The sequence below is a fragment of the Paenibacillus sp. FSL K6-1558 genome (genome assembly GCF_038002565.1).
GTDB classification, from domain to species: domain Bacteria; phylum Bacillota; class Bacilli; order Paenibacillales; family Paenibacillaceae; genus Paenibacillus; species Paenibacillus polysaccharolyticus.
This window is the reverse complement of sequence record NZ_JBBOCV010000002.1, coordinates 133,350-152,342: the sequence shown is the minus strand read 5'-3', so window position 1 is coordinate 152,342 and position 18,993 is coordinate 133,350. Positions and strand designations below refer to the sequence as shown.

The 18,993-nt window shown below is 36.9% G+C and carries 27 protein-coding genes and 2 pseudogenes; 28 read left to right on the top strand and 1 reads right to left on the bottom strand.

All coding sequences use genetic code 11. The features are described 5' to 3' along the window. Positions 1–75: 75 nt before the first annotated feature. Positions 76–363 (bottom strand): hypothetical protein, encoded by a 288-nt coding sequence (locus tag MHI38_RS28430; RefSeq protein ID WP_079696379.1) that lies wholly within the window; start codon positions 361–363, stop codon positions 76–78. A 171-nt stretch (positions 364–534) separates the two neighbouring features. Between MHI38_RS28430 and MHI38_RS28425 the strand changes: the two genes are divergently transcribed. The 28 genes and pseudogenes from MHI38_RS28425 (at position 535) to MHI38_RS28290 (ending at position 18,987) form a co-directional block, all read left to right on the top strand. Further along, positions 535–738 (top strand): helix-turn-helix domain-containing protein, encoded by a 204-nt coding sequence (locus MHI38_RS28425; RefSeq protein WP_024629424.1) that lies wholly within the window; start codon positions 535–537, stop codon positions 736–738. Positions 739–935: 197 nt separating this feature from the next. Further along, a complete protein-coding gene (locus MHI38_RS28420; protein ID WP_154886304.1) occupies positions 936–1,835 on the top strand; it encodes a GIY-YIG nuclease family protein in 900 nt (299 codons plus the stop codon). Between the two features lie 143 nt (positions 1,836–1,978). Further along, positions 1,979–2,536 (top strand): shikimate kinase, encoded by a 558-nt coding sequence (locus tag MHI38_RS28415; protein ID WP_154886303.1) that lies wholly within the window; start codon positions 1,979–1,981, stop codon positions 2,534–2,536. A 201-nt stretch (positions 2,537–2,737) separates the two neighbouring features. Beyond that, positions 2,738–3,145: a hypothetical protein gene (locus MHI38_RS28410; protein ID WP_090921001.1), complete on the top strand. Its 408-nt coding sequence runs from the start codon at positions 2,738–2,740 to the stop codon at positions 3,143–3,145. Positions 3,146–3,515: 370 nt separating this feature from the next. Further along, positions 3,516–4,181 (top strand): hypothetical protein, encoded by a 666-nt coding sequence (locus MHI38_RS28405; protein ID WP_154886302.1) that lies wholly within the window; start codon positions 3,516–3,518, stop codon positions 4,179–4,181. Between the two features lie 223 nt (positions 4,182–4,404). After that, positions 4,405–4,758, top strand: coding sequence for a hypothetical protein (locus MHI38_RS28400; protein WP_154886301.1), 354 nt, complete (start codon positions 4,405–4,407; stop codon positions 4,756–4,758). Between the two features lie 66 nt (positions 4,759–4,824). After that, a complete protein-coding gene (locus MHI38_RS28395; RefSeq protein WP_154886300.1) occupies positions 4,825–5,706 on the top strand; it encodes a GNAT family N-acetyltransferase in 882 nt (293 codons plus the stop codon). 247 nt (positions 5,707–5,953) lie between these two features. Beyond that, entirely contained in the window at positions 5,954–6,442 is a 489-nt protein-coding gene (locus tag MHI38_RS28390) for an NUDIX hydrolase (protein ID WP_090920989.1), read from the top strand. Between the two features lie 19 nt (positions 6,443–6,461). Then, on the top strand, positions 6,462–7,394 hold the full coding sequence (locus MHI38_RS28385) for a phosphotransferase (RefSeq protein ID WP_154886299.1): 933 nt from the start codon (positions 6,462–6,464) through the stop codon (positions 7,392–7,394). A 153-nt stretch (positions 7,395–7,547) separates the two neighbouring features. Beyond that, positions 7,548–8,093, top strand: coding sequence for a GrpB family protein (locus tag MHI38_RS28380; RefSeq protein ID WP_154886298.1), 546 nt, complete (start codon positions 7,548–7,550; stop codon positions 8,091–8,093). A gap of 53 nt (positions 8,094–8,146) precedes the next feature. After that, the gene (locus tag MHI38_RS28375) at positions 8,147–8,773 is read left to right on the top strand and encodes a Type 1 glutamine amidotransferase-like domain-containing protein (protein WP_154886297.1); all 627 of its coding nucleotides are present in this window, start codon (positions 8,147–8,149) and stop codon (positions 8,771–8,773) included. A gap of 89 nt (positions 8,774–8,862) precedes the next feature. Further along, the gene (locus MHI38_RS28370; protein ID WP_154886296.1) at positions 8,863–9,858 is read left to right on the top strand and encodes a phosphotransferase; all 996 of its coding nucleotides are present in this window, start codon (positions 8,863–8,865) and stop codon (positions 9,856–9,858) included. Between the two features lie 94 nt (positions 9,859–9,952). Further along, positions 9,953–10,432, top strand: coding sequence for a DinB family protein (locus MHI38_RS28365; RefSeq protein ID WP_154887379.1), 480 nt, complete (start codon positions 9,953–9,955; stop codon positions 10,430–10,432). Between the two features lie 56 nt (positions 10,433–10,488). Further along, positions 10,489–10,908: an HD domain-containing protein gene (locus tag MHI38_RS28360; RefSeq protein ID WP_222592158.1), complete on the top strand. Its 420-nt coding sequence runs from the start codon at positions 10,489–10,491 to the stop codon at positions 10,906–10,908. Between the two features lie 30 nt (positions 10,909–10,938). Next, a complete protein-coding gene (locus tag MHI38_RS28355; protein WP_253495324.1) occupies positions 10,939–11,520 on the top strand; it encodes a hypothetical protein in 582 nt (193 codons plus the stop codon). A gap of 14 nt (positions 11,521–11,534) precedes the next feature. Continuing rightward, positions 11,535–11,990: a hypothetical protein gene (locus MHI38_RS28350; protein ID WP_253495322.1), complete on the top strand. Its 456-nt coding sequence runs from the start codon at positions 11,535–11,537 to the stop codon at positions 11,988–11,990. A 63-nt stretch (positions 11,991–12,053) separates the two neighbouring features. Further along, positions 12,054–12,503, top strand: a complete 450-nt coding sequence (locus tag MHI38_RS28345; RefSeq protein ID WP_341181992.1) for a hypothetical protein — start codon at positions 12,054–12,056, stop codon at positions 12,501–12,503. An 89-nt stretch (positions 12,504–12,592) separates the two neighbouring features. Beyond that, positions 12,593–13,027, top strand: a complete 435-nt coding sequence (locus tag MHI38_RS28340; RefSeq protein ID WP_341181991.1) for a DUF6557 family protein — start codon at positions 12,593–12,595, stop codon at positions 13,025–13,027. 222 nt (positions 13,028–13,249) lie between these two features. Continuing rightward, positions 13,250–13,714 (top strand): YfiT family bacillithiol transferase, encoded by a 465-nt coding sequence (locus MHI38_RS28335; protein WP_341181990.1) that lies wholly within the window; start codon positions 13,250–13,252, stop codon positions 13,712–13,714. Between the two features lie 105 nt (positions 13,715–13,819). Then, on the top strand, positions 13,820–14,320 hold the full coding sequence (locus tag MHI38_RS28330) for a helicase (RefSeq protein WP_253500211.1): 501 nt from the start codon (positions 13,820–13,822) through the stop codon (positions 14,318–14,320). Positions 14,321–14,344: 24 nt separating this feature from the next. Beyond that, positions 14,345–14,791, top strand: coding sequence for a GNAT family N-acetyltransferase (locus MHI38_RS28325; RefSeq protein ID WP_253495316.1), 447 nt, complete (start codon positions 14,345–14,347; stop codon positions 14,789–14,791). Between the two features lie 11 nt (positions 14,792–14,802). Further along, the gene (locus tag MHI38_RS28320; protein ID WP_341181989.1) at positions 14,803–15,363 is read left to right on the top strand and encodes an AAA family ATPase; all 561 of its coding nucleotides are present in this window, start codon (positions 14,803–14,805) and stop codon (positions 15,361–15,363) included. Between the two features lie 86 nt (positions 15,364–15,449). Continuing rightward, positions 15,450–15,959: a class I SAM-dependent methyltransferase gene (locus tag MHI38_RS28315; RefSeq protein WP_341181988.1), complete on the top strand. Its 510-nt coding sequence runs from the start codon at positions 15,450–15,452 to the stop codon at positions 15,957–15,959. Continuing rightward, positions 15,956–16,708: a metallophosphoesterase gene (locus tag MHI38_RS28310; protein ID WP_341181987.1), complete on the top strand. Its 753-nt coding sequence runs from the start codon at positions 15,956–15,958 to the stop codon at positions 16,706–16,708. The genes MHI38_RS28315 and MHI38_RS28310 overlap by 4 nt, the downstream gene beginning before the upstream one ends. A gap of 50 nt (positions 16,709–16,758) precedes the next feature. Next, positions 16,759–17,277, top strand: a pseudogene (locus MHI38_RS28305) (phosphotransferase-like protein). A 233-nt stretch (positions 17,278–17,510) separates the two neighbouring features. Continuing rightward, a complete protein-coding gene (locus MHI38_RS28300) occupies positions 17,511–17,987 on the top strand; it encodes a hypothetical protein (protein ID WP_341181986.1) in 477 nt (158 codons plus the stop codon). A 55-nt stretch (positions 17,988–18,042) separates the two neighbouring features. After that, a complete protein-coding gene (locus MHI38_RS28295; protein WP_253495308.1) occupies positions 18,043–18,576 on the top strand; it encodes a hypothetical protein in 534 nt (177 codons plus the stop codon). Between the two features lie 23 nt (positions 18,577–18,599). Next, positions 18,600–18,987 (top strand): annotated as a pseudogene (locus MHI38_RS28290) (DUF6886 family protein). Positions 18,988–18,993: the final 6 nt, after the last annotated feature.

Genomic DNA, 18,993 nt, shown 5'->3' with positions numbered 1-18,993 from the left:
ATTTAAGTAGGTGCGTAGTCGTGAATACAAAAACGTTATACTACAGAATCAAATGAAAAGAGAGCCGTTTGGCTCTCAATTAGAATTTATATTTAATTCATTATGTAATTGAAGAGCATCTTTAAAACCTTGCAAGTAGATTTCACGTTCTAGGATTGTTTGAACTGAGAGGTCTGCATCATCGTAAAGAAATAGAGTTTTATGCATATCTTGAGGTAGAAGTTCATGTAACTGTTTGAAGTAAAGATTTCGATCAGATGAGAATTGATTATAAATAGTGTTGTTCTTGAGAAGGTCGCTATATAAGGCTTCAATCCGATTACGTATCAACGAATCAAGTAAGACTTCTAAGGAATTGTACATAAATGATCACCTTTCGTCATGTTTTATTTTGCAAACAAAAGTTTAACTTATTAAATATTATTTTATCATAACGAAATAAATAGTCAAGACATATAAAAGATATTTTTGATTAATAAAATATATTTTCATATAATTAAAGAAAAATTCAATTCAGATATGAAGGAGTACCAGATGATAAGTTATAAACCATTTCAAAAATTATTGATTGACAGGGAGATTAAGAAACAAGATTTATTGAAAATGACGGGGATTTCTTCGGCAACGATGGCAAAGCTGAACACGAATGAGTATGTATCTTTAGAAGTCATTGATAAGTTATGTACGGCATTGGAATGCCAGCCTGGAGATCTTTTGGAACATCTAACAGACCAATGAAAGAATAGAATATAAGAGGATGTTGGTTAACTCGAAGATGTGATTCCGTCGTATAACATAATATTCAAGCAGCGGCTCCAATGGAGCCTTGGTCTGCTGGATGAATTTTGTGGAAGCATTTCAGCAGACACATCCAACTTCGTTGGACGTCGTGAATACAGGAACGTTATCTGAAATCAAATTAAAGGAGAAATAAAATGGGAAAAAAATTAACTATATTTCTTGTGGACGGTTCGGAAACAGGACCTCGAACAATCGAAATCGGTAATTGGTCAGGAAAGGCTGTATATTCTCAACGTTCTTCTTTACCCAAAATTATAGAGCGCTCTGAATTTGATAGACCAGGAGTATATATTTTAAAGTCCTTACCAAACAGTGAAAACTATAATGAACGCATATACATAGGGGAAGCAGAGAATCTCAAAAAAAGATTAAAACAACATTTAGCGGATTCAGATAAGGACTTCATTGAGATTGTAGCTTTTATAAGCAAAGACGAAATGCTCACTAAGTCTCATATAAAGTATTTAGAATCTCGAATTATCTCTTTATCTAAAGAAGCAAAAACAGCCGAGATTGATAATTCGGTTCAGCCTGAACTATCAACTCTCCCGGAAGCTGATATTTCGGATATGGAGTATTTTCTAGAACAAATGAAATTAATTTTTCCAGTAGTTAATTTTATGTTCTTGGTTCCTTCTACCCTCAAACAATCAAGTGAGACTGTAATTGCTCCAGTACAAGTCAATAGCGATATTGTATACACGCTTAAAAGTAAAAGAGCTTCTGCTAAATTGATTGAAACTGAAAAGGGCTATGTAGTTCTGTCTGGATCTCAAAGTTGTAAACAAACGTCAAGTTCAATCTCTGAAGGATGGATCAAGCAGAGAAATAAGTTGATAGAAACCGGAGTCCTAATCGATAGTGGAGAATTTTATATATTCAAAGAGAATGCGATTTTTTCTAGTATTAGTGCAGCGACTGCTGTAGTCCTAGGACGTCAAGCAGCTGGACCAGTAGAGTGGGTAGATGCTAACGGAAGGACATTTAAGCAGAACCAAGAAAAGAAATTTGAAAGCGAAAACAGTGAAGGTTAATTTGACATCTCATAACAATATACTCACGCTGCGGGCATACGCCCTTGATCCGGCATTCGCCGGACACCCGACATGTGTCGGGTCGTGAATACAGGAACGTTATAAGAAATTGGCGCAAGATATTAAGAACCGGGGTGATACCTATGAAATTCATATTGATATTTGGCCCACAGGCCGTTGGAAAGATGACGGTTGGTCATGAATTAACGAAAATAACGGAATTGAAATTGTTTCACAATCACATGTCGATCGAGCTATTTCATCCCTTTTTTGGTTTTGGTAGTGAAACTTGGAGGTTATCAAGTATCGTAAGAAGAGAGCTTTTTGAATCGTTCGCAAGCAGCAACCAGTATGGACTTATTTTTACTTACCTTTGGGGGTTTGATCTTCAGAAGGACTGGGAATTCGTCAAGCAAACATGTAACTTGTTCGAATCGAAAGGGGCAGAAATTTATTTTGTTGAATTAGAGTCAGATATAGAAGAACGATTAAAACGAAATAAAACGGCGTTTAGACTTGATCAAAAACCAACAAAAAGAAATATTGAATATTCTGAAATGGACTTAATCAAAACGATGGAAGAACATCGACTCAATTCTAAAGAGGGAGAAATTACTAGAGAGAACTATTTGAGAATCAATAATACAAATTTAAGTGCAGATGAAGTCGCAAGATTAATTAAAGATGAATTTAATTTATAGTACGTGTGAGTAATTCAAGAAGACAGCAACATCCGATAACATAATATTCACGCTGTGGACATTCGTCCTTGGTCCGGCGTTGCCAGACACCGAGCATGCGCTGGGTCGTGAATACGGGAACGTTATACAAAACCTGTGCAAGTGATAATATATAAACAAAATCTTAAGATACAAGAAATTTAGGCTAGTGGGGGATTAGAAATGAATAAAATGGTTGAGTATGGTTTTTTATGTGGCAGTAAGGATGAAAAGGTGCTTATGAGTGCTCTTTACAGTTTTTTAGAACCATTAAATAGAACTTTCTCAAAAACGAGGAACAAAAGCTTGTTAGATTCGAGGCTTCCATATGTTTATAAATATTATTATTGGAATTTGAACAAAGAAAAACAAGTATATATAGAAGTTTATCCCAACAAAGATTTAGAAGGGAAATATAAGTTTTCGAACGAGGACGTTGGCTGGATACTCTTTGCTAATATTATAGATCAAACACCACCTTACCATGTAACAATCGAAGAGCAAGAAAGGTATCTCCATGATATTTTAGCCTCATCGAATTTTGAGTATTTAAAGTTATATGAGTACAAAAATGGTGAGGAGAGATTGTAAAGGAATGAATATTTAATGATTTTAGTTTTGGAAGGCAGCGAATATGAAGGTGCCTATATCACTAAAGAACATATTCAAAAATTGTCTTCAAAATAGCAGAAGATTTTGTGAATTGGAAATATAGAATTGACACGGAATTATCTATTGATTTAGAAAAATGAGTTTGAAAGTAATAGGAAGGCGAATAAACAATAACGAACCCCAAGCCGAGTATTCAAAGAAGAATGAATCTTCGTATAACATAATATTTACGCTGCGGGCATACACCCTTGAATTGGCATTGGCCGGCCGTTCGCTGGGTCGTTAATGCACAAATGTTATCTGAAAGCAGTAGTGAAGAATAATACAAACATTGAAAGGAGGAATACCTATGAAGTCAAGATTGATACTGATAGATGGAATGCCGGGCTCCGGTAAGTCAACGATTGGGAAAGTAATAGGTTCAAAGTTGAATAAAATGAATATTCGAAATAGGTTTTATCACGAATTAGAAGAGAACCACCCATTGCGAATATACGATAAGACATTTACTTCTTTTGCTATTCAAGATGAAGCGGAGTGGTTTACTACAAAAGTTGAACAGCTATTCACTGATTTTGTCAATGAAAGAGTAGAGCGAGACGAAGTTACAATTATGGAAAGTTACGTCTTTCAGAATACGCTTGGTTTTGCCTTTAATATGCAAATGGACGAACAAAGAATATTAGATTTGACCAAGAAAGTACAACTTATTTTAAGTCGTCTCGACCCGATCCTCATTTATTTTTATCAAACTCATGTAGAGCAACATTGGAAATGGATATGTAGTGTTCGTGGACCTGAGTTCACACAGGATCGTTGTGGACTTTACACGGATAATGATTTTATTGAAGCGGGACATTTTTGGACGAAAAACCAAGATTTCATTTTCAATATCGTTCAGGAATGGGAGATACCAAAATTGATCATAAAAAACGAAAAGTACAATTGGGAAGACAATGAGAATAAAGTGAATCATTTTTTGGAGGAATTTGAAGAAGACACTGACATCCGATAATTTAAGCAGACTACCCCGGAGTACATGAATACAGGAACGTTAAGTGAAATTACCAAAGAGGAGTGAGTTTTTGATCCTGGAGTACTTAAAGAAGTATGCTCAAAAAGCATATGGAGAGGTTCATTCGATAACGACTTCCCCCGTTTTTTTATTTGCTAATGATTCCAAGTTAAGAGAGAAGGAACTCTATCATAACTACTTCTAAATACATGGATTCAACCGATTGATTAAGCATAATCGAATATCATCAGAGAAATTAATCGAAACCTTTTCTTATCTAGAGGATGAGATTGAGCAGTATCTTAAAACGTATTATAAGAGTAAAGACTTTATTTTGTATTTGAAAGCGGATTCCTTAGTACCTGCATTTACAGTGACATTGCTTTCTTATTATGAAGACGAGGGCTTGAAGGGAAGTTGCTCCCTGCCTGAACTAATTGATTGGTATAAAGAAAATGCTCGTTTTGATGGATTGAAAATCATAGAGAATGAAACAAGTGAAGACCATCTAGAAGTACAGTCTGAAGATATCTTTCCTGTTGTCGCAAAGACATATATAAAGATCATAAGGACCTAGTCGGGTCGTGAATACGGTAAGGTTATGTGAAATAGACTCAGAATTTATATGATATGGGGGATTGTCATGAAAATTGTTTTTAAAAATTTTGACGATTCGTATTATGAACAAGTTTGTGATTTTTTGATTGAACTATCAAAAAACGATCGTAAACATATCAATTGGAATTGGGCAAGGTGGGAATGGATGTTTTTTCATCCTGAATTTAATCGTGACTTAAAAAATAAAATTGGTTTATGGTATCATTCTGATGAGTTAGTAGCTATAGCAACGTATGACCATTATTTCGGTGAAGCTTTTTTTGCTACTAAACAGGGATTTGAAGAGTTAGAAAAAGATATATTAGAATATGCTATTGCTACTTTCAGTAATGAAGGTGGCCTTGGGATTGCGGTGAATGATAAAGATATCCATACTGTAGATTTACTGCGTAGTTATCATTTTGTTACGCATGATCAGACGGAAAACATACTTGAGCTTGCACTAGAGAATGTTAGCCTTGAAGGTACAATTTCTGAAGGCATAACCCTAAAAAACATTGATATAAAGAATGACTTATATAAACTTCATCATATGTTATGGCAAGCATTTGATAACGAAGGGCCTGTACCCGTTGATGAAGTTACGATGAATAAGCAAAAAGAAATGTTATCCGCAACCCATTTGAACCCTTTTCTACATGTTATGGCTGAAAATAAAGATGGGGAATATGTTGCATACTGTGGCTTATGGTATAGTCCGAAAACAGATTATGTTTATGTTGAACCTGTATGTACGGTTCCTGAGTATCGTCATAAGGGTCTAGGCCAAGCGGTGGTTATGGAAGCTTTAAAAAAAGGCCGTTCCTTAGGTGCTAAAAAAGCATATGTTATTTCTGATAGTCATTTTTATAAGTCATTAGGATTTCAACAGCATTCACATTATACGTTTTATTGGCATAATAGCTGATATTTCGATCATCGTTAAGTGAGAGTTGCATATATTCAAGTTGAGTCCTTGTCTATCTTTGGTCCGAGTTGAAGCATAGATGAGGTTTCAAAGAAGCTGATTCAGTAGCAGGGAGGCATATTCGGTCGGACAACCTTGCACTGTTTAATCGCGTCACAACCGATCTCTCTATTCACTTAAGGCAGTGAAAATTCGTGAATACAGGAACAAAATAAAGAAATATAACTGGTGAATAGGAGGTAATAAAATGGGATTTCCAACACATATCGTATCAGCGGGTGGAATAGTAGAGGATGGAAACGGAAATATACTTTTGGTAAAAGCTCATGATGATGGATGGGTATATCCTGGTGGGATTACTGAAGTTGGGGAAAATCTAATTGATGGTGTGATCCGTGAAATCAAGGAGGAAAGTGGAATTGATGTTACAGTAAGCCATTTAGTTAACATTGTATCAAGCACGGGAATACATAAGTGGTATGACGGAGTAACTGATGTTCCAACGAAGGTTATGTTTGATTTTGTATGTAAAGTTGAGGGAGGAGAGTTAAGTACTTCTGAAGAAACAAGTGATTGCCGCTGGGTTGCAAAGGACAAGGTTCTGGATTTTATTACTCTCCCAGCCATTCGAACTCGTTACGAAGCTTATTTAAATTTTAGTGACTCGGTGAATTATATTGAGTATATTACTCCGACCACGACAGAATGTAATGTAAAAGTTCAAAGGTATTTATAATTTTTATTAAGGAGGATAAATGAATACAGAACTTAGAGACACAATGCAGAATACAATTGACCGTTTCGTATCGCCTAATGCAGAAATATTGAGTATTAAAGATCAGGATCTTGCTTACGGCACCTCAGCTGTAGAACTTAAAAGACATGAAATATTACTTAGAAATGATACTCGTGATTGGAGTATTAATCTTATTTCAAAGAGAGCGTCACTCATTGAAAGGCGTACATTAAATTATCTAAATGATCAATCAGCAAATGTTCCATTTAGTTTTACATTAAATATGACAAGTAACAGCCGAGAATATCTTTGCATGCAGGATGTAGATTATGAAACGGATTACAATAATTTAGATATCGAACTGCTTCAAAAAAATGAACAAGCTGCTCTGGCAGATATACATGCGTTCAACTTTGAAAAATATTATAAATTGCAATGGCTTCCATTGCTTGATTCAAGATATATTAAATCAGTACTGAACGAGAAATGGGGACCGACTTGGAATAATGCAAAATCAGATCCGGATTTTATAAGTCATTTTGGTGATCTTATTCCAGAGATTGATAAGGTTGCAGAGCATATAGTTAAGGACATGGATAAAGTTCTCAGAGATGAAAGCTCCCATACCCTTGTACATAACGATCTACACCCCGGCAATACATTAGTTCACAAAAACCGAAATGTATATTTCATTGATTGGGAAGAAGCACATTATGGTTCCTTATACATTGATGTAGCGCTTAGGTATAGAGAGTTTTCTCAAGCCGAGAACTATAGAATGTTGATGAATTCGAGAGGCTTAAATCTATCGGCGGGTATATTTAAACTGAATTATACAATTACGTCCAGATACTTGGGTTTACGATATATGTCATGGTTTTTATCCACGTGGAAAGATGATAAGCGATGGCTGGACGAATTAAACAAGTATATAAATATGACTATATCCTAAATAAGATTGAAACTACTTTAGTTAAGGGATATAACGTAAAATTTATGTTGCGGATATTCATGCTTGGCCCGGCATTCGCCGGAAAATCAGTATCCTTGAGCCTTGAATATCGTAGATCTTTTAGAAATATTTTCAAACTCAAGGAGGATGGCGATGGAGAATCAACAACCAGTAGTCATTGAAGAATACAATGAAGAATGGCCAAAAGCATTTATTATAATAAAATCAATTTTATCAGATAAACTTCATGGGCTAGCGTTGCGAATCGAGCATGTAGGAAGTACAGCGGTACCGAAACTTGCTGCCAAGCCAATCATTGATATTGATGTAGTTATTGATTCTATGGAGTACCTGCCAGGGGTAATCCAAAAGCTAGAGGAATTAGGATACATTCACGAAGGTGATTTAGGCATTAAGAACAGAGAGGCATTTGCGAGAAAGGACATTTATGTACCTTACAGCAGTGAAGGCGATGTGAAGCACGAACATCATCTATATGTCTGCAATAGAGAAAGTGAGGAACTACAAAGACATATCATGTTTCGAGACATATTAAGGAAGCATCCCCTATTGGTATCTGAGTACTCAAATTTGAAGATCCAACTGTCATCTGAATTCAGAGACAATCGCAAAGACTATACTGAAGGGAAAACAGAATTTGTTACGAGGATAATGGAAGAGTACAAAGGTGTTTTGTAGCGTATTTCAGGTTATACAGATCAGATAAATCCTTATTAAGGGCGGGGAGTCCAATGAGTAGCGTGTTACTGACCTCTTGTGGGTTTAATACGGAAGATATTAAAAATCAATTTCTGGATTATATTGATAGAGATATTTCTCAATTAAAGGTCGCTATTATTACATCAGGATCTCCTATGAAAGAAAATAATAGATATGCACAAAAGGCAATGCAAGATTTCAAAGACATGGGGTTTCAGCATATTGAGTTTGTAGATATCGAATTTGATGACCCGCAAATCCTTTTACATAGAGATGTTATATATATTAATGGGGGGAATCCCTTTACTTTATTGTATTACGCTAAAAAAAGTGGTGCTGATGAAATTATTAAAACATTGGCTTCGCAGAATGTAATTATAATTGGAGTAAGTGCTGGCGCGTTAATACTGGGGCCGAATATTAACATTGTCGGTTACTTTACTCCAGAGATGAATACGATGGATGTAACGGATTTTAGGGCATTAGGTGTAACCCACAAGTTTATCTTTCCTCACTATGATCGAGAGGACATATTTAGAGATAGTACGAATAGAACGATTGAAGAGAGAATCGTTGAATTTGAATCTAATGAGAATTGTAAAGTGACAAGGCTTAGAGATGATGAATATATTTCGGTTTTAATGAATCAAACACAGTAGAAGTCGTAAATGCTGAAGCTCTTAAGCCATAGAAGACTAAGTAAATACGAGATGTTAGGCGAGACGTGATATAGAAAGGAAGAGATTTGATGGAAAAGCGTCTTAAAGAACTATTTACTAAGGAAGTACTTCATGAAGCAGCTCAAAAGTTTAATATTATTCAATCCAGTCTTAAAGACTTGCAAGGGTTTCAGAACTTTGTTTATTTTGGGAAGTCAAATGGTACAAATGTTGTTCTCCGGATAACACATAAATCCCATCGAACCGAAAAGGAGATTTTATCTGAAATCGATTTTATAAATCACTTGTCTTCTCATCATGTATCTGTTTCCAAAGCTATAACATCTATTCATGGGAAGTTTGTAGAGGAAATCAGTGATGGGGGATTTTATGCAACATCTTTTGAGTTTTCTTGTGGAAGAAAGGCTGAAATCGCTGAAGAGAGCGATCTGTTCTATCAAAGAATCGGTGGTTATACAGGGAAAATGCATAATATTTCAAAGACGTCAAATCTAATACATAAATTAAACAGGAGACAATGGCATGAAAAAGAGTTTTTGATCCATATGAAAGAGTATTTACCTGCGGAACTTTCTTATGTCATGGATCAATACGAAATTCTGAAGAGAAAGCTTAGTCAGCTTCCAAAGAATACGGATTCGTATGGAATGATTCATGGGGATTTAAATCATGGGAATTACTTAAATATAGGCGACGATGTCATATTTATTGATTTTGATGAAGCCGAATACAGTTGGTTTGTGAGTGATATTGCTATCCCGTTATTCTATGAAATTCCAATTCCTTGGGTAATCGATGGAAAGAAAAGGTTGGAGATAACCAAGAGGTATTATTACAATTTCATGGATGGGTATGTTAAAGAAAATACAATAGATCATACATGGTTAGAATTAATCCCTGATTTTATTAATCTTAGACAGTTTGGTGTAGTTTCCGCGATTTATAGAAGTTATAATTTTGATAATTATAACAACTGGAGTGATTGGGACAAGGAAGCGTTGAAATTCTATCTGAATAATATCGAGCATGATATCCCGTATATTGATATGGATTTTAGTAGGTAGTTTAATGTGGCATGGACTAAGCTTGTATTATAAATGCAGGACGTTTACTGAAGAAATCAACACTTAGAATGAATGAAGAGAAGAGGATCAAATGATGAGCTATAAATCCATTTTAACAGATCAAATATCGGCATGTTATAACGATAAGAGCTGGTTTATTCCGCTGGAGGACATATTGAAAGATGTAACAATGGAAGAAGCATTGACTGAGGATGATAATAAACAAACCATTTGGTCCATCGTGAATCACCTTATTTATTGGAATGAGAAATGGCTTGAGCGTTATAAGGCTGGAGAATTTGTATTAAATCATGGGATCAACAATGATGAAACTTTTGTTTTGAATGAAGATCAATTGAATGATGCTGGCTGGAAGGAAACATTAAATAGACTTGAGCATGTTTTTATCAGTTGGAGAGTAGTTTTAGAAGAAACAGATGAATCTAAACTAACAAAGCAACTTCCAGAATATTTTAATGCTCCTTGGTGGGGAGTTGTTTCTAATCTAAGTATTCATAGTGCATATCATATTGGACAAATTATGTTATTAAAGAAACAAATTCGAGCCAGATAATAGTTTAGTCAGTTCGGAGGGAATAGAGAACAATTTCAAATAAGGAGTTGATTATTTTGGACATCGAATCAGCTATATCTGTCGCGTTACAAGCTCATAAAGGGCAGCTTGATAAAGGTGGGCACCCGTATATTTTACATCCGTTAGCTGTTATGAACAGAGTGGAAAGCATGGAAGAGAAGATCGTGGCTGTTCTCCATGATGTCATTGAAGATTCAGAAGTCACACTTGAAGAGTTAAGAGGTTTGGGATTTTCGGAAGAAATTTTAACAGCCATTCAGTTGTTGACGAGATCTACAGAGGATAGTTACGAAGAATTTATTGAGAAGACAACAACGAATCGAACTGCAAGAAATGTAAAGATCGCTGATATTAAAGAGAATATGAACATATCAAGAATAATGAATCCGACGGAGGAAGACTATAATCGACTTGAGAAATATAGAAAGGCGTTGGAAAGATTAGAGCGTGAATAACATGTGAAAGAAACTAAAAAGAGGTACGTTATGTCTCAGACGATGACAATTCCTAGAATACAGATAAAATTCCAAAGTGCTGAGTGGACAGCAGTAGTCTTAAGACAGAAGGATATAAATATCAAAGTAAGAGAAGAGCTGGGTCATCTACTGTTAGTAGATGCTAGGGACTGTCCTGAAATGTTTTTATTAGCCAGTTTATTTCAGCACGCCATGTATACTCACGACATTATCTATTTTGCGAGAGAAGATGATTCAAGTTGTGATCTCTTGGTATTTAACGGTGCGATAACTCCAATAAATCAAAGAGATTTAAAAAATCTAAAAACAGTGATAAAGCATACACAGCCAGGAATTTATACAATTCCGTTGATAGATTCTCACGAAGAATCAATGTGGAAGACTTGGCAACATTGGAAATACAATGAACAATTGAGAGTCATGGCGAACAAAGATTTAGCCATCATTAACGCATCTCAGTTGGGATACGAACTATTGATTCATCAATGTGCGTACTTAGCAAGCTCGTATTCAGGGCATTCACATTTTGATCAGTATTCAACCAAGAAATCTATAGAACTGATTATACGTAATATGAAGCGAAATAATTAAATGAGGTATGTTATATGAGTGAACCAGTGCAGTTTTTTTATAATGATGATCTTATAGGAGTGTGGTCATCTGAAGCGTTTTTCTATGATGCATTTGAAGATACACAGTTAGAATTTCATGCGGATGGCACGGGATGTCATGCCTATTTAAGACCTGATGGTCAAGAGATTACCTTATTCCGATGGACGTTAATTAAGGATCGAATTGAATTTGAGGAATATTTCACGGTATCCATTGAGGTGAGTGAGGTTACGGGAGAAGAAATTTGCTCTACAGATCGATTTGAAAATAAACAATCAGCAAGGTTTTTCAAAGCGAAGGGATTAAATGTGGCTAATGAAGAGATTAATGTGATCGTATTCTATTCCCCTTTGATTGAAGGGATCAATTCACAATCATTTGGAAAGATTTCAAAAGCATTGGATAGATCACTTATTGATGCAGCCATGAGACATGAGCAGGACATCTAATAGATCATGGAACCTGGGCTGCTCAGAGTAATCTGTTCAAATACTCAATGATTGGAGTCCACGATGAGTAAATTAATTCCTATATTGATAGGTGTCCTTCTACTTATAACAGGTTGCAGTACTACACATAAGATCCATACCGATTCAACCAAAGAATTAACAAAAGAGCTGAAGGAACTTTTTCCGTCGATTGAAAAAGTCCATTTTACGTTTACCCGTCCAAATCTCTCTTGCAGAATAGACATGAGCAAAGAACCGAGTAAAGAAGAACTGGAAGCAATTCTTACAGTAATCAAGAGATTTACTACAGTGGATAACATGAATGAGATTGCTCGTAGCGTTAAATGGGGACTGGAAATATCCAAAATTTATCTTGATATGAATACGGATGAGGATACGAAAACCATTGAACATGCTTATTATGCGAGATTTTTCAAAACATCTAACGCTAGCGACTATTCTGAAACAAACATTGAGGGCTATAGAATTTGGTATGAAATAAATGAGAAATAGTGGCGACTGTACCTATTAAATTCTCAGAATAGCAATTAAACGCTACCCCTAACCATTGAGAGTCTTATAAAGAATAGGAGTACAATGAGTTGATTACTTTTGAAGAGATTTTAGAGCGTGTTACTTTCGATGCCGTTTGGGATAACTTGATTAAATACTATCCTGATATGGCTCAAATAAAAGAAAAATATGTAACAGTATATGAATCCATTCTTTTACAAAACCCTGCAACTAATGTAGTTGAAATGATTGTTCATATAGACTCGATTGATTCTGATGATGATAAGGATAAAAAAGACATCGAATATAGAGTACACGGAAAGAATAATTCACCTGAGTGGGAAGGATATTGGGATCTTTCCGCAAGTAAGTGGGGAGAATGGTTAGGTTTTTATGTAGATCAACAGGTACTTGAGCAATTCTCAAATGAACAAATCGTCGCAATTTGTTTGGTTGAAATGACTTGGTTTGGTTTTTCTGAAGAACGAGTCAAGGATCGGATTGATCATCTTGAAGATGATTAACAATCGGAGAGGATACATGGATGGCGGACATTATAAAATAACGGCTTCGTATCTAAAGAAGGAGGGTACTATGCCAGATTTTACTATATAAGATGGAGTCATTGGAGCTAGCCGTCAGGATCATGGCTGCTTTTTTTTATTTTTCCACTTCGCAAATGGAACATTGTGGGTTATATTGGATATGATTTGATCCTGTAGTAAACGATTGGAGCGGTGTTAAATATGGACTTAAATGAAAAGATACGTTTTCCGATTGGACACTTTGAGCCCCGATTTGAATTTACTGATGAGAATCGAAAACACATATTGGATCAAATTCCCGAGATTGCAAAGACCTTGAGGGAGATCACACAAGATCTTAATGTTGAGCAACTTCGTACTCCTTATCGTACAGGCGGCTGGACGATCATCCAGATTGTACACCATCTTGCAGACAATGATATGAACGCATACATAAGATTCAAAAGAGCATTAACTGAAGAGGAACCACTCGCAAGCTCGTATCGCGAGGATTTGTGGGCAGCGTTACAGGAGTATAAAGATTTGCCAATGGAAGATTCAATCATGCTGCTTGAAATACTGCACAAACGATTTCTCACACTGCTACGTGGTTTACAACCTGAGCAATTCAAGCGGAAGCTGCGAACAGAGGTATTGGGTAGCATTACGCTGGATGTCGCCATTTAACGATTGGCCTGGCATGGACAGCATCATATTGCTCAGATTAAATCTTTAAAAAGTGTCACAAAAATAGGAGTGCTTAACCAAGAAGAAATTTACCCTCATTGTCCCATGAAAATAAGAGTCATTGAAGTTGGGGGAGTAAGCAAACCGCAGCTTAAAGATAAATTACAGCAGTGTTCAATTCGAATGAATGAATACGGAAATAAACTGTTTGATGATGAGAAATTTGTCATTTCTCCCACCAAGAGGCGGCTAGAGACGGTCGAGTTATCAGTTAGAAATCTAGGATTTTTGGATGGAGCTACGACCTTACAACTCTTTCAAATGGCGGATACTCTTGGTTTGCAGTTATGTCCTATTGATTTGGGTCCCTTTCTTAGAACTCAGTATTTGGATCAACATGAGACATGTACATCAAGCACTGAAAAAGGAAACCAAGCACCATCAGGTTCGATTACAATAGCTTCTAAACCTCTTACTGAGGATGATTATTTTCCAAAAGGCTTTTATCTCAGACGTATAGAAGACGAGTTGTGGTTACGAGGTTACATTGCGGATGATCTGCATGTGTGGAACCCTCATGACCGTTTTATATTTTGCAGAACTTGACTGTGTTCGATAGGAGACTTGCATATGTACCATTACCGAAAGGGGCAAAAGAAAGATCTTACACACATTATTGAACTCTCTATACTTTGGCAGAAAGAAGACATTACAGTAGGCTATGAGAATGTGGCCTGGACCCCGGAAAAATTAGAAAAGAAGCTGAATGATTACTTTTATATTGTGGAGTTACAGGGTATGGTTATCGGTTATGGCTTCGGAGAGATTAGGTGTGGAAACGCAGAGCCGGTCATTCCTCAAGCTGATGGTTATTTGGAAATTCATGAAGTGTATATTCATCCTGAACATCGGAGTAAAGGGGTCGGCAAAGAACTTGTTAGGTGTTTAATCGATAAGGCAAGTGAGCACCAGATTGAGAGGACTCTGGTTGGATCGTCCAATCGAAAATGGAAAGATACGGCGTCATTTTATGAAGAATTGGGTTTCCGTATGTGGTATATCCAAATGTATAAGTAGGTGAGGACAACATGATCCCAACAATTCACGTAATTTCAGGACCCGCTGGGGTAGGAAAATCGACAACCTCGAAACAGCTTGTTCAGGCATTGAGCAAAAGTGCGTATATTTCGGGAGACGCGATCAGTCATATTCCGGTGAATGGACGAGGCAAGCCTTGGTTATGTAAAGAGACGTATGATCTGACGTGGAAAAATATACTGAGCTTAACCCGGAATCTGTTAGAACAGGATTATGATGTTGTCATTGACTATGTTACATTTCCTTCAGACGTAGAATGGCTAGTACAGCAATTAACGGATCTTGAATTCAGGCTTGTCTTTGTCGTCTTGTTGGTAGATCGAAGTACCCTTATCGCAAGGGATCAATTGAGACCCTCAGAAGCACAGATGGGTGAGCGCAGTTTGGTTTTACTAGAGGAATTTGAAACATGCTCAGATTTAAAAGAACAAAACAAACTCTATACGCAGCAGTACAGGCGAGAACAAGTATCTGAAATTGTTGAAGAGTTACGAAAAAATCCGAGGTTTATTTGGAAAGGAGATTACCCGAATAGTGACCGAGATAAATGATCAAAATCTCTTGAAGTTTTATTTACATATGAGGGAGAAGGAGGCCTATCAGTGGAATCTCTCGCCTGCGAGTTTGTATTTGGGAATTGGAGACCAGAGATTTTCTAGCAAAATACTTTGACGTGTTCAGTGGCATGAATGCGCTTAACGTTGGCATTGGAGTAGGAGAAAGGGACGATTATATCGGTTACTTGTTGAACGGTGCGGGTTGTTTAACAAGTATTGATATTAACAAGGATATATGCGAAATATTCAAATACCGACAACAAAAGGAGGGCCATCCCAATGCCTCTGCTGTTATATGCGAAGACTTTTTAACATCTGAGTTGCCTCAGGATCATTATGATCTGGTCACCATGATTGGTTCTGCTCTTCAAGAGACAGGCGCATACCGGAAAGGTTTGCAGAAAATATCAGAGGTGTTAAAACCGGATGCTCAATTCATGTATATGGATTTTGATAGATACCACAAAAAAGAAAATCTATTCGAACTCTTAAATGAATTGAAGTTTGAGCTAATACATATCGAAGAATATAACCGATTTTCAAATGTCCGTTTTTATTGCATGAAGATCAAAAAGGAGGGGATCAATTGAATCGAACTCTTATGATTAGTGATATCCATGGTTGTATCGATGCGTTTGATCAATTGTTAATTCAGGTAGACTACAATTCAACATATGATCAGTTGATCCTGTTGGGAGATTACGTAGATCGAGGTGGCAATAGTAGAAAAGTCGTTGATAAGGTCATGGAATTAGTACAAGAACATCATGCCATCGCATTAAGAGGAAATCACGACCAAAGATTTGTTGATCTCATACATGAGGGAACGCCCTCCATTCAATCAAAGTTTATGGAACATGGAGGTCATCCAACGCTTGAAAGTTACTGTCCAATGATTAATGAAATGTCGGATGAAGTATTGGAAGAGGCAATTAAGATCATAACAGCGAATTACAGCCATCATATTGAATTTTTGAGTAGATTACCTCTATACCATGAGGATGAATATCATATTTATGTTCATGCGGGATTAAATCCGGATTACAACGATTGGAGGCAACAACCGGAGCATGATTTTATGTATATCAAAAATAAATTTATTAAGCACACGTTTACAAATGTAAGCAAAAAAATTGTCTTTGGACATACAAAAACGATTGACATTCATGGATCAGCGGAAGTTTGGTTTGCTGAAGACAAAATAGGCATTGATGGTGGATGCGCCTTTGGCAAGCAACTGAATGCTTTGATTTATCAGAATGGTACTTACTTGGTAGAGAATGTTCAAAGTGTTTTAAACGGTCCGCGCTTGAATGATCATTGGAGTGTATTTCAGTAGACGCTGTAAAATATATAGAACATTATACTTTTGCAAAGGGCGATAACATAATGGATAAAGGCAAAATTATATTTTTGAATGGTGTAACGAGTTCGGGCAAAACGTCTATAGTCGAGGCGATGCAATCTTACGATGATCCGTTTTTCTACGTAGTGGCGAATGATTTATTTGAAAATACGATCGGAGATAAGCATCTGCAGACCGATTACTGGAAGTACCTAAGCGAAGCCATCATCATGATGTATCACACGGCTAAAGTATTCTCAGACCATGGCAAGCATGTGCTGATCGATGGGATTTTGGTGGAGAGACCGTAGCTTGCACCGCATTATGAACAAGTGAAAAAGATATATGAAGGATATCCGCTAGAGATTGTGGAGCTACATTGCCCTCTCGATATCTGTCGTCAGCGTAACATTGAACGGGGAGACCGCAGAGAAGACCAGTCTGAAGAGCAACATCGTATGATGGCGTCCGACATTCAGTATACGTACTCGGTTGATACGAGTCAGCATACACCTGAAGAATGCGCCGAGATGATTATCAACACGTTATTCAAAAGTGAATAAGGTTTCTTCTGTGGCATGAAACGAGGAGAATAAAAATGAAGCTGGGACGTCTAAAGCAAGATGGACCAGCTTCTTGACTATTTCAGCACAATAGCAGGAAGAAGGAGCAAACAGATATGCAGTTTGGGAAACATAAAGAGCGCTCGAATCGAGAAAGAATACTTCTTCAATTCATAACCTTGCGCTGGGAGAAGGATGTAAGAGGGGCCCCTTTTTCCACTGCCCGAAATGATATGGAGAAAGCCTTCCGTTTACCGGATATGCTGTTCAGTTACGACACGTCCTATGGTCTGCCTTACCACCGAATGCTCATTTTGCAGAACAAGAACGGTTTTGAGAAGATTCAAGATAAAAGTGTCATTCTGAAACCTACTGCAAAGAATTTCAAATTGGGTTGTGTTTTGATTGATAGTAAGGAGCCCGAATCTGAAACTTCCGAATATGATGTAACCTTCACCTACTTTCCAGAGTGTGGGAAACCAATCCGATATGACAAGCGATATCAGCCTTTGACAGAGCGGGCATTTGGATTGACTTCAAACGAATATGGAAGAGTGGTGTACAACGGAAGGCATATCTATCATGATACCGGAGAATGGTACTACGAGTTAAATATATTGAATATGTTACTTACCGAGCAGAAAGACCCGAATGTGTTGATTGATCAGGAGCCGCTGAACGTATACAACCAGATTGAGATTTTATATTAATGTAATTTAGATACGAATGATTGATATAAAATGAGCGTTAGGAGTGGGACACATAATGATGAATCCTCAAGAGATTTTACCGTTAGTCAAACGTTTAGAAGCGAATCATATTGCATATTCACTGGGTGGAAGTGCGATGTTGTGTTTTCTTGGCTTGGTTGATTCCGTGAACGATTGGGATCTGATGGTCGATTGTCCAAAATTCAAATTTATAGAAGCGATTGCTGGATATGAGTGGATCGAGAAGGAAAGCGGCGACAAACCTTTTGCAAGTAAATATAGAATGGAGGTTGAGTCGTTAAACGTGGATGTCATTGGCGGATTTGCTTTTGATGTAGATGGAAGACGATTGGAGTTACCTATATCGCCTATTCGAAATGTAAAATGGCACGGAATGCATGTTTCAAGTCCTGAAGTGTGGTACGTTGCTTATCATATGATGGGTAGACATGAGAAAGCGGATTTGATTTTAGATTATTTGCAAACAAGCAATGTGTATGTGAATCAGGATCTGATTAAGAGCTTGTTAGCGAACGACATTTTAACGTATGGGATTAGAAAAGGATTGAACACACTGCTTGAGACTTAACTTCACGAACAGAGGTGTATCAAATGCTATATCATTTCAGTGAAGAATCTGATATTCATATCTTTATACCAAGAGCGAAGCAGAATCGGCCTGAGTTTCCGGCGGTTGTCTGGGCGATTGATGAGCAACATGAATTCAGTTATTACTTTCCGAGAGATTGTCCTGTTGTATCGGTATCATCTGGATGCAGCGTCCTTTAAACTTTTTGATGAAACCGCAGGGTACTATATTTCTGATCAGGTGGTTACACCAAGTTACATAGAGAAAATAGATCATCTGCTAGATAGGCTTTTGGCCAGAGGGGTTGAGTTGCGATTCACGACAAATCTATATCCTCTGAGAGATGCTGTGTTACAGTCAGACTTCCAACAATTCGGAATACATCGTTTCAATCATGCTAAACCATTGTAGGGGCGG

Bases quoted from the DNA above. Each gene is read 5' to 3' on its own strand.
- MHI38_RS28430 (WP_079696379.1), bottom strand. From the start codon at position 363: ATGTACAATTCCTTAGAAGTCTTACTTGATTCGTTGATACGTAATCGG.
- MHI38_RS28425 (WP_024629424.1), top strand. From the start codon at position 535: ATGATAAGTTATAAACCATTTCAAAAATTATTGATTGACAGGGAGATT.
- MHI38_RS28420 (WP_154886304.1), top strand. From the start codon at position 936: ATGGGAAAAAAATTAACTATATTTCTTGTGGACGGTTCGGAAACAGGA.
- MHI38_RS28415 (WP_154886303.1), top strand. From the start codon at position 1,979: ATGAAATTCATATTGATATTTGGCCCACAGGCCGTTGGAAAGATGACG.
- MHI38_RS28410 (WP_090921001.1), top strand. From the start codon at position 2,738: ATGAATAAAATGGTTGAGTATGGTTTTTTATGTGGCAGTAAGGATGAA.
- MHI38_RS28405 (WP_154886302.1), top strand. From the start codon at position 3,516: ATGAAGTCAAGATTGATACTGATAGATGGAATGCCGGGCTCCGGTAAG.
- MHI38_RS28395 (WP_154886300.1), top strand. From the start codon at position 4,825: ATGAAAATTGTTTTTAAAAATTTTGACGATTCGTATTATGAACAAGTT.
- MHI38_RS28390 (WP_090920989.1), top strand. From the start codon at position 5,954: ATGGGATTTCCAACACATATCGTATCAGCGGGTGGAATAGTAGAGGAT.
- MHI38_RS28385 (WP_154886299.1), top strand. From the start codon at position 6,462: ATGAATACAGAACTTAGAGACACAATGCAGAATACAATTGACCGTTTC.
- MHI38_RS28380 (WP_154886298.1), top strand. From the start codon at position 7,548: ATGGAGAATCAACAACCAGTAGTCATTGAAGAATACAATGAAGAATGG.
- MHI38_RS28375 (WP_154886297.1), top strand. From the start codon at position 8,147: ATGAGTAGCGTGTTACTGACCTCTTGTGGGTTTAATACGGAAGATATT.
- MHI38_RS28370 (WP_154886296.1), top strand. From the start codon at position 8,863: ATGGAAAAGCGTCTTAAAGAACTATTTACTAAGGAAGTACTTCATGAA.
- MHI38_RS28365 (WP_154887379.1), top strand. From the start codon at position 9,953: ATGAGCTATAAATCCATTTTAACAGATCAAATATCGGCATGTTATAAC.
- MHI38_RS28355 (WP_253495324.1), top strand. From the start codon at position 10,939: ATGTCTCAGACGATGACAATTCCTAGAATACAGATAAAATTCCAAAGT.
- MHI38_RS28350 (WP_253495322.1), top strand. From the start codon at position 11,535: ATGAGTGAACCAGTGCAGTTTTTTTATAATGATGATCTTATAGGAGTG.
- MHI38_RS28345 (WP_341181992.1), top strand. From the start codon at position 12,054: ATGAGTAAATTAATTCCTATATTGATAGGTGTCCTTCTACTTATAACA.
- MHI38_RS28335 (WP_341181990.1), top strand. From the start codon at position 13,250: ATGGACTTAAATGAAAAGATACGTTTTCCGATTGGACACTTTGAGCCC.
- MHI38_RS28330 (WP_253500211.1), top strand. From the start codon at position 13,820: ATGAAAATAAGAGTCATTGAAGTTGGGGGAGTAAGCAAACCGCAGCTT.
- MHI38_RS28325 (WP_253495316.1), top strand. From the start codon at position 14,345: ATGTACCATTACCGAAAGGGGCAAAAGAAAGATCTTACACACATTATT.
- MHI38_RS28320 (WP_341181989.1), top strand. From the start codon at position 14,803: ATGATCCCAACAATTCACGTAATTTCAGGACCCGCTGGGGTAGGAAAA.
- MHI38_RS28300 (WP_341181986.1), top strand. From the start codon at position 17,511: ATGGAGAAAGCCTTCCGTTTACCGGATATGCTGTTCAGTTACGACACG.
- MHI38_RS28295 (WP_253495308.1), top strand. From the start codon at position 18,043: ATGATGAATCCTCAAGAGATTTTACCGTTAGTCAAACGTTTAGAAGCG.